The organism is Sphingomonas aerolata, from assembly GCF_003046295.1.
GTDB classification, from domain to species: domain Bacteria; phylum Pseudomonadota; class Alphaproteobacteria; order Sphingomonadales; family Sphingomonadaceae; genus Sphingomonas; species Sphingomonas aerolata.
In genome coordinates, this window is the sequence record NZ_PZZN01000002.1 from 891579 (window position 1) to 903673 (window position 12095).

Below are 12095 nucleotides of genomic sequence, written 5' to 3' on the forward strand. Positions count from 1 at the left end.
GGCGGCTGCCGGCTCCTAGCGGAGGCAGCCGTCGAGCCCCTGGGTGCGGACCGTCGAGACGCGGCGCGACAGCGTGTTGCCGTGGCGGCGGACGAAGCCGCGCGGCGCGATCGCCGCCCGCTTCTTCGGCAGCGGCAATACCGCCGCGATCCGCCCCGCCTCGGTCGCCGACAGCCGCGACGCATCATGGTTGAAATACCGGATCGCCCCGGCATTGGCGCCATAGGTGCCGATCCCGGTCTCGGCGATGTTGAGATACACCTCCATGATCCGCCGCTTCGGCCAGAGCGTCTCGATCAGAACGGTGAAATACGCCTCGAACGCCTTGCGGACATAGCCGCCGCCCTGGAACAGGAACGCGTTCTTCGCGGTCTGCTGGCTGATCGTCGACCCACCACGGATCCGCCCGCCCTGCGCATTGCGCGCCGCCGCCCCGGCGATCGCCTTGAAGTCGAAGCCGCTGTGCGAACAGAACCCCGAATCCTCGCCCGCAATCGCGGCGCGCGCCATGTCGGGATCCATCTCCGACAACGGCATCCAGTCCTTCGTCACCGTATGCCCGGACAGCAGGTCGCCCATCATCGTGAAGGTGAAGGGCGGCGGGACGAACCGGTACAGGCCGACCCAGGCGACCGTCACGACGACGAAGACGAACGCGAATTTGGCGAGGATGCGGATAAGGCCCATCGCCGCTCCTTATGCGATCACCGCGTCCCCGCCAATGATCGCCCGCGCCGCCGCCACGCCGGTTTCATATGCGCCGTGCGCCGTAGAGAAATCCTCGCGGTGGCAGGCCTCGCCGGCAAAGAAGATCCGGCCGTCGACCGGCTCGGCGAGCACCGCACGCTGGCCCACGCACCCGATCCGCGCATGACTGTAGCTGCCACCGATCCACGGTACGTGGCGCCAGCGGGTCGCGGCAAACGGCGTGAAGCGGCGGCGCCAGTCGCTGCCGAGCAGGGCGACCAACTCATCGATCGCGAACGCCGCGGCGTCGCCATCCTCCAGCATCTCCGCGCAATCGCCGCCGAAGAAACTCTCGATGATCGGCCAACCGAACGGCGACAGGCGGTGGCTGGCGGTGCAGGCGGCATAGGGGTTGCCGACGAGATGCGCATTTGCCGGCCATTCCGGGCGATCGACATGCAGGAACACCTTGTCCGCCAGACCGAGTGGGAGGTCGGCGGCGGCGGCATGCTTGTTGGGCAAGGGCGGGTCGAACCTGATCTGCGATCGGGCAAGCACGGTGGTGGGCACGCAGACGATGACATGATCCGCGTCGATCGTCCCGGACGGCGTGTCGAGCCTGATCCGCCGACCGCCATGGTCGATACGGGTGACCGGCGTGGAGAGGCGGATCGGAAGACCGGCGGCATGACTGGTGACCAGCGTGCCATAGCCTTGCCTCACGGTCCAATTATCGTCCGATGCCGCATTTTCATACGCGGCCCAGTCATGGAGGGACACCTGCGACAGGTTCGCGCCATTCGCATAGCCGGAGATCGCGTCAATCCTCGGCCGCCACGGATCATTCGCACCGACAAACTCGGACAGGGCGCGGTCGGGACCGTCGACTGCCGCCAATGCGCGGGCGTTCCACTCCTGATAGGCAGTGGACGAAGACGCCTCCTCTTCGGGTGAAAAACTGAGGTTACGCCATTGCGTGCGCCAGTTCGCGTCCGACCGGTCGACGCTGAAACCCGAAAGCTCCGCAATCGCGGTCCATGGGTTGCGCTGCGCAGAGTGGAGCCACCCGCAACCGGCATCGACATTAGGCCCCGCAGGGAAAGGATTCGCCTCTGCCTTACTGCCCTCGCGGCTCAGTAACGCGTCTATCGATAGACTATGCGCCCGACCACCAAGACGGTCACTCGCCTCGACCAGCAACACATCATGCGCGGCGTCATGGAGCGTCCGCGCCGCCGCAATACCGGCCGCACCGCCGCCGATGACGACGGTGCGCACGGCGTCAGGCGGCGAGCAGGCGCTTTTCGCCGGCGATGCGCATCATCGCCTTTTGTAGCTTCTCGAACGCGCGTACCTCGATCTGGCGGACGCGTTCGCGCGATACGCCGTAGACCTGCGACAATTCCTCGAGCGTCTTGGGATCGTCGGTCAGGCGGCGTTCGGTGAGGATATGCTGCTCGCGATCATTCAGGTCGTCCATCGCGGAAACCAGCATCGAGTGGCGGACGTCGGCCTCCTGTGCGTCGGCAACGATCTTGTCCTGGAGCGGTGCGTCGTCCTGCAGCCAATCCTGCCACTGGCCTTCGCCGTCCTCGCGCATCGGCACGTTGAGCGAGGTGTCACCGCCCATCGCCATGCGGCGGTTCATGCTAACGACGTCTGTCTCGGCGACACCGAGATCGGTGGCGATCTTCGTCACGTGCTCTGGGCGCAGATCACCATCCTCGAACGCATCGAGACGGCTCTTCATCCGTCGCAGATTGAAGAACAGCTTCTTCTGCGCTGCGGTGGTGCCCATCTTCACGAGCGACCAGCTGCGCAGGATATATTCCTGGATCGACGCGCGGATCCACCACATCGCATAAGTCGCGAGGCGGAAGCCGCGCTCCGGCTCGAATTTCTTCACGCCCTGCATCAGGCCGATATTGCCTTCCGAAATCAGCTCGGAGGTGGGCAGGCCGTAACCACGATAGCCCATGGCGATCTTGGCCACGAGACGGAGATGCGACGTCACCAGCTGCGCCGCAGCATCGGTGTCGCCATGCTCCTGGAACCGCTTGGCGAGCATATATTCCTGCTCAGGTTGCAGGATAGGGAATTTCTTGATCTCAGCGAGATAGCGATTGAGACCCGCCTCGCTGCCGAGCGCAGGTATCGTCGCTGGAACGTTGGAGCGGGCTGCCATGGTAGTCTTCCCTTTCTGCGAAACCATACCGCACTGCGGCAGGGTTCGATATCTATACGTGAAGCTCGCTGAACAGTTCCTGCATGTCCGCAGGCATCCTGCTTTCGAACGCCAAAGCGTTACTATTTATAGGATGGATGAACCCAAGATACGCGGCGTGCAAGGCCTGACGGCGGAAACCAAGCGTTTCGAGCAGCGTCTTCTGACCGGGCCGGTTTCTACCGTAGACCGGGTCGCCGAGCAAGGCGTGCCCGATCGAGGCCATGTGGACGCGCACCTGATGCGTGCGACCCGTTTCGAGCCGGCACTCGACCAGCGCGGCATCGCGAAGCGGTTGCAGCGTCGTGAAGTGCGTGACGGCGCGTTTGCCGCCCTGAACGATCGCGATCTTCTTCCGGTTTTGCGGACTGCGCGCCAGCGGGGCATCGACGGTTCCTGAGGAAGGGCGCGGGATCCCGCCGACGATCGCGCGGTAGCGGCGATCGATGCTGTGATCGTGGAACTGCTTGGCCAGTCCCTCATGCGCGCGGTCGCTCTTCGCGGCGATCATCAACCCGGAGGTATCCTTGTCGATCCGGTGGACGATGCCCGGACGCGCGACCCCACCGATCCCCGACAGATTGCCTGCGCAATGGTGAAGCAGCGCGTTGACGAGCGTGCCGTCGAAATTGCCTGCTGCAGGATGCACGACCAGACCCGCCTGCTTGTCAACGACGATCAGATGCTCGTCTTCATAGGCGATGACGAGCGGGATGTCCTGCGCCTCGTTATGCAGCGGCGTCGGCGGGGGGACGGCGATCGCGAAGGTCTGACCGGCTGACGCCTTTTTCGACGAATCACGCCAGGGCTGACCTGCCTGCGATACCGCGCCAGCGGCGATCAACGTCTTCAGACGTTCGCGCGACATCGTCGGGACGGCATCCGCGAGCGCCCGGTCGAGACGCCATCCATCGGCCGCCGCGGCGATTCTCGCTTCAATCGTGGCACCCCCCCGGTCCATGCGGTAGCGATGTGGCGATGAGCGTTACGATTTCAAGCAGCGTCCTCGATAGGATTATCGCTCTGGCGGCGGCATCGCAGGACGGGGAGATTTGCGGACTGCTGTTCGGCGCGCCGGATGCGATCGCAACGGCAGAGCCTTGCGCGAACGTCGCGGAACATCCCGCCCGCAGCTTCGAAATCGATCCTGCAGCGCTGCTGGCCGCGCATCGTCGCGCGCGCCACGGCGGCCCAGCGGTCATCGGTCATTACCACTCGCATCCCACGGGCAACCCCGTGCCGTCGCCGCGCGACGCCGCGCAGGCGATGGGCGACGGAGCGATCTGGCTGATCATCGGCGGCAGGCAAGCCCGCGCTTGGCGGTCTCACGCCCCCGGTGCATTTGCCGAGGTTGCCATTGTGCTGATTTGACGTGATCCGCCGAGCATAGAGCGCGAAGCGCCAACGATGCGCCTTGCCGCTTGCCAGCCAATCGTGGCGAGGTCAGAACGGCACATGTTTTCGAGAGGATATTCATGACTGTCAGCCCGGTCGATTTTGCCAGCCTGTTGTGTTCGCGTTTGTGTCACGACCTGCTGTCGCCGGTCGGCGCGCTCAACAACGGGCTCGAACTGCTGGCAGACGAAGCCGATCCGGCAATGCGTGCGCGGTGCATGGAGCTGCTGGCGGACAGCGCACGCGCATCGGCGAGCAAGCTGAAATTCTTTCGCCTGGCCTTCGGTGCTGCGGGAGGATTTGGCGAGGAGGTCGCAACCCGCGAGGCCAAGTCCGCGATTGAAGGGCTGATCGCCGAGAACAAGCGGATCGAGCTCGCCTGGCTCGTGGACGAGGAAACGATGCCCAAGGCGGCGATCAAGGTCCTGCTCAATTTGGTGCTGATCGGCAGCGAATCGCTGGTGCGTGGCGGCCGGATGGAGATTGGCGGCGAGGACAATGCCGGCCATCTCGAGGTGGTCGTGAAGGTCGAGGGGCCGCGGCTCGTCCTGGACCCCGAAATTCGTCGGACGCTGGTCGACGGTCCTGGCGATACTGCGGTAACGCCGCGCGCGGCCGCCGCTTATATGGTGCACACGCTCGTCGCCGAGAGCGGGGGCAGCATGCAGATCTTTGAACCGTCCGACGGCGTCATGATCTTCGGTGCGGTGTTCAACGCGCGATAACTTGGCTGGATACGGTGGTGCGGTGGGGGAGGAGCGATCCTAACGCGGCCTTAACCCCTGTTCGTCATGACGGGCCCGACGCACGCGTTCCGGGGCCCGCATGGACGATCTTCTACAGGAATTCATAGCCGAGACGCGCGAGACGCTGGAGGCGCTGTCGGGCGAGATTGTCGCCTGGGAGGCGGCGCCGACGGATCGCGCGCGGCTCGACGCAATCTTCCGCTTCGTTCACACGGTGAAGGGCAGCTGCGGGTTTCTCGACATCCCCCGGCTGGCCCGGCTGAGCCATGCCGCTGAAGACGTGCTTGCGGCGGTTCGGGACAACAAGCGCGTGCCCGACACCGCGCTGGTGAATGCCGTGCTCGCGATCGTCGACCGGATCGGCGAGATCGTCGAGGCGATCGATGCCGGCGCGGCGCTGGATGATGCAAGCGAGGAACTGCTGATCACGGCGCTGGCGGAGGACGCCACGCCGGCGGCCGTGCCCGTGCATGTCGCAACCGTGCGGGCCAGCAGCCGCAGTGTCCGTCTGAACGTCGATCTGCTCGACCGGATGATGAGCGGCATGTCCGACATGGTGCTCGCGCGCAACGAACTGGCGCGGCGATTGCGAGATAACGTCAGCGATCCGCATGTTGATGCTGCGCTCGAACGGCTCTCGCTGACCGTCGCCGACATGCGAGACACGGTGACGCGGACCCGGATGCAGAAGATCGATGCGCTGTTCTCGGCGCTGCCGCGCATGGTCCGCGATACCAGCGCGGAACTGGGCAAGGCGGTCAACCTGGTGATCGAGGGCTCTGACGTCGAGCTCGACCGCGAGCTGATCGAGCTGATTCGCGATCCGCTGGCACATATCATCCGCAACGCCGTCGATCACGGGATCGAGTCGCCGGCCGACCGTCTGGCCGCGGGCAAGCCCGCGACGGGGCGACTCGTCGTGTCCGCACGCCAGTCGGGCAACCAGATCCTCATCGAGATCAGCGACGACGGACGTGGCATCGACGTTGCGCGGATCGTCAGCAAGGCCAAGGACCAGGCCCTGCGTACCGAAGCGCAGATCGGCGCGATGGATGAGGACGCAAAACTCGATCTCGTGTTCGAAGCGGGACTGTCGAGCCGCGACACGGTCACGACAGTCTCTGGACGCGGCGTCGGTATGGATGTCGTGCGCGCCAATATCGAGCATATCGGCGGGCGCATCGCGCTGTGCAACATGCCCGGCCGCGGGCTTCGGATCGTCATTCACGTGCCGCTGACGCTGTCGATCCTGTCGACGATCATCGTCAGCGTGGGGACGCAGCGTTTTGCGCTGGCGCGGCAGTCGATCGAGGAGATCGTCAGGGTCCGTGGAACGCAGGTGCGGATCGACACGATCGGAGATGCATCGGCCGTCGCGGTCAGGGGACGGCGGATGCCGCTGGTCCCGCTGGCCGCGCTGTTCGGGCTGGGCGACCATGACCCTGGCACGCTCGTGATCGTGTCGACCCGCGAAGGCGATTATGCGCTCGGCGTCGACGATGTGCTCGACGCGGAGGAACTGGTCGTCAAACCCGCCTCGCCGCACGTGATGGCGACCGGCGTCTACGCCGGCCAGACGCTGCCCGACAGCGGCCTGCCGATGCTGCTGCTCGACGGAGCGGGGATCGCGCATGTCGCGGGGCTGCGGTTTTCCGCCCTCGCGGTCGCGCACGACGAGGCGGCGGCGGACAGCGTTGCCGGCGTACAGGCGCTGCTGTTCGACGATCTGGACGGCAAGCGCCGCGTGATCGCGCTGGCGGTGATCGACCGGGTCGAACCGGTGGCGACGTCGGCGATCAGCTTTACGGCGGGCGCGCTGCGTCTCGCCATCGGCGGGGCGATCGTGCCGTTGCATTCGGTCGGCACGATCGGCGACCGGGAAGAGGTCGCCGTACTCCGTCTGACCGATGGCGACAGCGAGATGGCCTATGCGATCGCGGAGGCGATCGAGATCGTCGAATTGCCGCCCGAAATGGCGCCGGCTAATGGCGGCGGGCCGATCGCGGGCGTCGTGATCATCGGCGGTGAGCAGGTCGAGCTGATCGATCCACACGCGTTGTTCGCGGGCGAGCCGGTCCGGCGTGCCTCGCGCCCGGTCTGCCTGTTGCAGAGCGACAGCAGCGGGTGGATGGAGACGTTCCTCAAACCCGCGCTCGAGGCGTCGGGCTATCGGTGTGTGACACGCCTCGCCGCGGGCGAGACGCCTGCGGTCGCGCTGGCGATGGAGGATGGGCCGGTCGAGGCGGTCGCCGCCCCGATCGTCACGCTGCGCCGTAATCGGGAGGGTACAGGTGCGCAGGACCACAGCATCTATCGCTATGACCGTCCGGCGCTGATCGAGGAACTCGCGCGGCGGGTCGCGGCGCAGGCCGGCGCGCAACAAGAGGATTCAGCACCGTATATTCGCGCCGTGACGAGTGGGGGAGCGCGCTGATGGAATTGTTTCTGATCGCGCATATCGCCGGGCGCGGCGTCGCGATTCCGGCAGAGCAGGTCGGCTCGGTCGTCGATATCGGTGATGTCGTCGCGGTGCCGCAGGCGGAGGCGGCGATCCGTGGGCTGACCGCGCTTCGCAGCCGGGTCGTGACGGTGATCGACACCGGCACCGCGCTGGGGCTCGCGCCGACGCCCGAAACTGCCAGGCGGGCAGTCATCACGCAGGTCGACGGGCATGACTATGCGATCCTGGTCGACTCGCTTGAGGATGTCGCGCCGTTCGAGCGGCTGCCGCTGTCGTCGGGACTGGCGCTCAACCACGGCTGGGCGGCGGCGGCGTCGGGGCTGGTCGATCGCGATGGCGAGCCGATGCTGGTGCTAGACCTGACCGCAGTCGTGCCGTCGTCCTTGCCCGCGCTCGTCGCCTGAACAGCGGCCAACTCGCGCGCGCTTAACCCGGTGCTTACGCTTTGCCGGCTAAAGCGGGCGCCATGATCACCCCGGAAGGCTTTCCATGAAGACCTGTCTTGTCGTTGATGATTCGAAGGTGATCCGCAAGGTCGCGCGTCACATCCTCGAAACGCTTGATTTTACCGTTCGCGAGGCATGTGACGGCCAGGAGGCGCTCCAGTGCTGTCTGGAGTCGGTTCCGGACGTCATCCTGCTCGACTGGAACATGCCCGTCATGAGCGGCATGGATTTCCTGCGAGCGCTGCGCGACAGCGATATCACGCAGCGTCCCAAGGTCGTCTTCTGCACGACCGAGAACGGGATGGCCTATATCCGCGCGGCGATCGAGGCGGGCGCCGACGAATATGTCATGAAGCCGTTCGACCGCGAAACCCTCGCATCGAAATTGCAAATCGTCGGCATGGCCTGAGCGGGTCTTACGACGCCGTGGCCGCCTCGCTGCCCCTTCCACCGCTGCCGCGGTCGCCATTGTCCGCCGTCGCGCGTGTCCTGATCGTCGATGATTCGGTGGTCGCCCGCGCGGTGATGGCGCGGCTGATCGACGCGAGCGCGCAGTTTACCGTCGTCGGTGCGGTCGCCAATGCGGGAGCCGCACTCGAGTTCCTGCGCTCTGCCGAGGTCGATTTCATCCTGCTCGATATCGAAATGCCGGGGGTCGATGGGCTGACCGCGCTGCCGGACCTGATTGCCGCGGGACAGGGTGCCAAGATCCTGATCGTCTCCTCCTCAGCCGATGAGGGCGGTGCGGCCGCGGTCCAGGCGCTCGCGCTCGGGGCGGCGGAAACGTTGGTGAAGCCGGGCGCCAGCGGCATGTCTGGCCGCTTTGCAACCGCGCTGGTCGAAAAGCTCGAACGCCTGTGCGAAGCCCCGACCGCGATTGTGCCTACCCGCGCGTCGGGACTGAGAAGCGCGCGCAACGTCACGGCCGCGCTTGAGCCGCTGTGCAGCCGGGGTGCTGCGGATCAGGGCCGTTCCGTCGCGGCCGGCGACGCCTATGACATCGTCGCGATCGGTGCATCGACCGGCGGGATCCACGCGCTGAGCCAGTTGCTGCGTGAGTTGCCCTCCACGTTCCAGCTGCCGATCCTGATCACGCAACATTTGCCCGCGTCGTTCATGCCGTATTTCGCGGCACAACTCACGGTCCTGTCCGGCCGGCCGTGCGACGTCGCGACCGATCGCCTGCGAATCCGCCCCGGCCGCCTGTTCATCGCCCCCGGCGACGCCCACATGACCTGCGTGCGGCTGAGCGATGGCGGTGCCGCGATCCGCCTCAGGCAGGGCGTCGTCGGCAGCGGTTGCCTGCCCTCGGTCGATCCGATGCTGGGATCGGTCGCCCAGGTCTTTGGCGCGCGCGCGCTGGCTATCATGCTGAGCGGCATGGGGCGCGACGGTGCGGAGGGGGCCCGACAGGTCCACGACGCCGGCGGCAGCGTGGTCGCTCAGGATCAGACGACGTCAGTCGTCTGGGGCATGCCGGGCGCAGTCGTGTCGTCGGGTGTCGCTGCGGCGATACTGCCCCCCGAGGCGATCGGGCGGCTCATCGCGTCGCAGCGCCGTCCATGATGGGCGCGTCAGCGTTGCGCGGGCGGAGCATGCCGACCACGGCCCCGTCATCCTCACCGGCCCCGGCGGCCTCCCAGGCGACGATCGACGTGCTGACCGCGCTGCTGGAAGCGCGGACGGGACAGCAGATCGCGGCCTATCGCTCCTGGCGCCTCGATACAGCGCTGAAGCCGCTGTTGCGTGAACGCCAGCTCGGCAGCCTTGATGAGCTGGTTGCGCAGTTGCTGGCCGGAAAGGATCGGGAGATCGGCGAGCATATCGTCGATGCGCTGCTGAACCAGGAAACGTCGTTCTACCGGGACGCGCAGGTCTTCGAGCACCTCGTCGCGGCGATCGCGGATGCCGAGACCGCCGGTCATCGCATCCGGATCTGGTGCGCGGGATGTTCGACCGGGCAGGAGCCGCTGTCACTGGCGATGTTGTTCGCCGAGCGGCACGAGACGACCGGTGCGCCGGTTCCGGATATCGTCGCAACCGACGTTTCGGGTGCCGCAATCGCCCGCGCACGGTCGGGGCGTTTCACGCAGTTCGAAATTCAGCGCGGGTTACCGATCCGTCGGATGATGCGGTGGTTCGACGGTGTCGGCGCGGACTGGGTCGCCAAGCCAGAGCTGGTAAAGCTTGTCACGTTCCGGCGCGTGAATCTCGTGTCCGATGCGGCGCCCGCAGGACGTTTCGACCTGGTCCTGTGCCGCAATGTCCTGTTGTACCTGACGGCGGAGACGAAATTGCGGGTGTTCTCGACGATCGCACGGGCGTTGCGGCCCGGCGGCCTGTTCGTCATGGGCGCGGGGGAGACGGTGAGCGGGCAGACCCCGTTGTTCGAGCCCAGCCAGCGCTATCGCGGCTTCTACGAAACGCCGTCGTCAAGCACTGGCGATCCGCGGCTTCGCGCGCCCGGGTCCTGATCCCGCGATAGAGTGCTGCGGCAGTTTACATCGCGGTGCGATCCCGGCAAGCGTTGGGGGATGACGATCCAAGCCGCACCTCCAGCGACGCATCGGTTCGGCCTGCGCGACTTTGCGATCGTCGTCGTGATGAACGTGCTGTGGGGGCTCAACATCATCGCCGTGAAGATGGCGGTGACGGAGATCGCGCCGATGACGGCCGGGTTCCTGCGTCAGGTCATCGTGTTCGCAGTCTGCGCGAGCTGGTTCCGGCTGGTGCCGGGACGGACCGCGACGCTGGCACTGCTCGGACTGTTGTCGGGCGGCATCTTCTATCTGGTGATCAATCTGTCGCTGTCGGTCGCGACGAATATCGGCGCCTTGGCGATCGCCGGCCAGCTTGGCGTCCCGTTCGCGCTGCTGCTCGCGATCGTCGTTTTTCGCGAACGGATCCACTGGCCCCGGATGCTGGGGATAGGCCTGTCGATCCTGGGAGTGGTGCTGCTGGTCTTCGATCCGTCGGCAGCGCGCGAGGGCGCCGGTCTTGCGCTGACCGCGCTGGCAAGCCTGATCTGGGCGATCACCTCGCTGATCCAGCGGCGGCTCGTCGGCGTGCCGGTCCTGACGATCTATGCCTGGGTCGGGCTGATGGGGAGCCTGGTAATGGCGGTCGTGGCGATGATCACCGAGCCCGTAGCGATGCGCGCGATCCCCGACCTGCCGCTTCGCACGGTCGGCTGGGTGGCGTTTTCCGCGATCGGATCGACGGTGATCGGCCAGGGCTCGATGTCGTGGCTGTTGCAGCGTCATTCGGTTAGCGTTGTCACGCCGATGACGCTCGCCGCACCAATTATCTCTGTGTTCGCCGCGGCCTATTACTTCGGCAACCCGTTGACGCTATTGATGCTTGCAGGCGGAGGCGTTGCGATGCTCGGCGTCGCGATCGTCACGATCCGGACCGCACGCGCGGACCGGCTGGAGGGGAAGCTGGCTTGACGATCATCGAGACGCCGTCACCGAATTTCGACGACCGAACGCTGCCTGTCAGCATGATCGTATTGCACTATACCGGCATGCAGGACGGCCCGTCCGCGATCGCCCGCCTGCGCGATCCGGACGCGAAGGTGTCGGCACATTATCTGATCGAGGAGGACGGGACCGTCCTGCGGATGGTCGCCGAGGATAAGCGGGCCTGGCACGCGGGACGGTCACACTGGCGCGGGATCGAGGACGTCAATTCGGCAAGCATCGGCATCGAGATCGTCAATCCTGGGCATGAGTTCGGCTATCGCCCGTTCCCGCCCGAACAGATCGCCGCGCTGCTGCCGTTGGTGGCGCAGATCAAGGACCGCCACGAGATCACGCGGGGTAACATCGTCGGTCATTCCGACATCGCGCCGACGCGCAAGCGCGATCCCGGCGAGTTGTTTCCGTGGCACGAACTGGCGCGACGCCGGCTTGCGCTGCCGCGGCCGACCAAGAATCTGATGGATCCCGGCTGGACGGAGGGCGGCTTCTGCCTCGCGCTCGAACGGTTCGGCTATGACGTGGAGAACCGGATGGCGGCGATCATGGCGTTCCAGCGCCGGTTCCGCCCCGAGTTGGTGGACGGCGAGATCGATGCGGAATGCCGGTGCATCCTGCTCGCTTTGCTGCTTCCCAAACCGATGGGTGACGACTAGG

General features: G+C 66.1%; 13 protein-coding genes. 9 read left to right on the top strand and 4 right to left on the bottom strand.

The genetic code is table 11. From position 1 onward, the window contains the following. Window positions 1–15: 15 nt before the first annotated feature. From mtgA to C8J24_RS11585, 4 genes are read right to left on the bottom strand one after another with little or no spacing between them, the layout of a single operon-like run. The gene (gene mtgA, locus C8J24_RS11570) at window positions 16–687 is read right to left on the bottom strand and encodes a monofunctional biosynthetic peptidoglycan transglycosylase (protein WP_107045134.1); all 672 of its coding nucleotides are present in this window, start codon (window positions 685–687) and stop codon (window positions 16–18) included. A gap of 9 nt (window positions 688–696) precedes the next feature. Beyond that, a complete protein-coding gene (locus tag C8J24_RS11575; protein ID WP_107932433.1) occupies window positions 697–1965 on the bottom strand; it encodes a flavin monoamine oxidase family protein in 1269 nt (422 codons plus the stop codon). A gap of 4 nt (window positions 1966–1969) precedes the next feature. Next, complete coding sequence (gene rpoH, locus C8J24_RS11580) at window positions 1970–2872, bottom strand: RNA polymerase sigma factor RpoH (RefSeq protein WP_031396358.1); 903 nt, start codon at window positions 2870–2872, stop codon at window positions 1970–1972. 52 nt (window positions 2873–2924) lie between these two features. Further along, complete coding sequence (locus C8J24_RS11585; RefSeq protein WP_107932435.1) at window positions 2925–3872, bottom strand: RluA family pseudouridine synthase; 948 nt, start codon at window positions 3870–3872, stop codon at window positions 2925–2927. A gap of 17 nt (window positions 3873–3889) precedes the next feature. On the opposite strand from C8J24_RS11585, the gene C8J24_RS11590 reads away from it, so the two are divergent. The 9 genes from C8J24_RS11590 (at window position 3890) to C8J24_RS11630 (ending at window position 12094) form a co-directional block, all read left to right on the top strand. Continuing rightward, the gene (locus C8J24_RS11590; RefSeq protein ID WP_107932437.1) at window positions 3890–4282 is read left to right on the top strand and encodes a M67 family metallopeptidase; all 393 of its coding nucleotides are present in this window, start codon (window positions 3890–3892) and stop codon (window positions 4280–4282) included. Between the two features lie 104 nt (window positions 4283–4386). After that, window positions 4387–5031 carry a histidine phosphotransferase family protein gene (locus C8J24_RS11595; protein ID WP_031396355.1) on the top strand — a complete coding sequence of 215 codons (645 nt, stop codon included), beginning with the start codon at window positions 4387–4389 and terminating at the stop codon, window positions 5029–5031. 100 nt (window positions 5032–5131) lie between these two features. After that, window positions 5132–7486, top strand: coding sequence for a chemotaxis protein CheA (locus tag C8J24_RS11600; protein WP_107932439.1), 2355 nt, complete (start codon window positions 5132–5134; stop codon window positions 7484–7486). Next, window positions 7486–7917: a chemotaxis protein CheW gene (locus tag C8J24_RS11605; RefSeq protein WP_056680424.1), complete on the top strand. Its 432-nt coding sequence runs from the start codon at window positions 7486–7488 to the stop codon at window positions 7915–7917. The genes C8J24_RS11600 and C8J24_RS11605 overlap by 1 nt, the downstream gene beginning before the upstream one ends. Window positions 7918–8002: 85 nt before the next feature. Then, on the top strand, window positions 8003–8368 hold the full coding sequence (locus tag C8J24_RS11610; RefSeq protein WP_031396352.1) for a response regulator: 366 nt from the start codon (window positions 8003–8005) through the stop codon (window positions 8366–8368). 59 nt (window positions 8369–8427) lie between these two features. After that, window positions 8428–9525, top strand: coding sequence for a chemotaxis-specific protein-glutamate methyltransferase CheB (gene cheB, locus C8J24_RS11615; RefSeq protein WP_277352408.1), 1098 nt, complete (start codon window positions 8428–8430; stop codon window positions 9523–9525). Between the two features lie 29 nt (window positions 9526–9554). Beyond that, window positions 9555–10433 carry a CheR family methyltransferase gene (locus tag C8J24_RS11620; RefSeq protein ID WP_244180642.1) on the top strand — a complete coding sequence of 293 codons (879 nt, stop codon included), beginning with the start codon at window positions 9555–9557 and terminating at the stop codon, window positions 10431–10433. A 60-nt stretch (window positions 10434–10493) separates the two neighbouring features. Further along, the gene (locus C8J24_RS11625) at window positions 10494–11408 is read left to right on the top strand and encodes a DMT family transporter (protein ID WP_031439674.1); all 915 of its coding nucleotides are present in this window, start codon (window positions 10494–10496) and stop codon (window positions 11406–11408) included. A gap of 53 nt (window positions 11409–11461) precedes the next feature. After that, the gene (locus C8J24_RS11630; protein WP_081874152.1) at window positions 11462–12094 is read left to right on the top strand and encodes an N-acetylmuramoyl-L-alanine amidase; all 633 of its coding nucleotides are present in this window, start codon (window positions 11462–11464) and stop codon (window positions 12092–12094) included. Window position 12095 lies beyond the last annotated feature (1 nt).

Bases quoted from the DNA above. Each gene is read 5' to 3' on its own strand.
- mtgA (WP_107045134.1), bottom strand. From the start codon at position 687: ATGGGCCTTATCCGCATCCTCGCCAAATTCGCGTTCGTCTTCGTCGTC.
- rpoH (WP_031396358.1), bottom strand. From the start codon at position 2,872: ATGGCAGCCCGCTCCAACGTTCCAGCGACGATACCTGCGCTCGGCAGC.
- C8J24_RS11585 (WP_107932435.1), bottom strand. From the start codon at position 3,872: ATGGACCGGGGGGGTGCCACGATTGAAGCGAGAATCGCCGCGGCGGCC.
- C8J24_RS11590 (WP_107932437.1), top strand. From the start codon at position 3,890: ATGAGCGTTACGATTTCAAGCAGCGTCCTCGATAGGATTATCGCTCTG.
- C8J24_RS11595 (WP_031396355.1), top strand. From the start codon at position 4,387: ATGACTGTCAGCCCGGTCGATTTTGCCAGCCTGTTGTGTTCGCGTTTG.
- C8J24_RS11600 (WP_107932439.1), top strand. From the start codon at position 5,132: ATGGACGATCTTCTACAGGAATTCATAGCCGAGACGCGCGAGACGCTG.
- C8J24_RS11605 (WP_056680424.1), top strand. From the start codon at position 7,486: ATGGAATTGTTTCTGATCGCGCATATCGCCGGGCGCGGCGTCGCGATT.
- C8J24_RS11610 (WP_031396352.1), top strand. From the start codon at position 8,003: ATGAAGACCTGTCTTGTCGTTGATGATTCGAAGGTGATCCGCAAGGTC.
- C8J24_RS11620 (WP_244180642.1), top strand. From the start codon at position 9,555: ATGCCGACCACGGCCCCGTCATCCTCACCGGCCCCGGCGGCCTCCCAG.
- C8J24_RS11625 (WP_031439674.1), top strand. From the start codon at position 10,494: ATGACGATCCAAGCCGCACCTCCAGCGACGCATCGGTTCGGCCTGCGC.
- C8J24_RS11630 (WP_081874152.1), top strand. From the start codon at position 11,462: ATGATCGTATTGCACTATACCGGCATGCAGGACGGCCCGTCCGCGATC.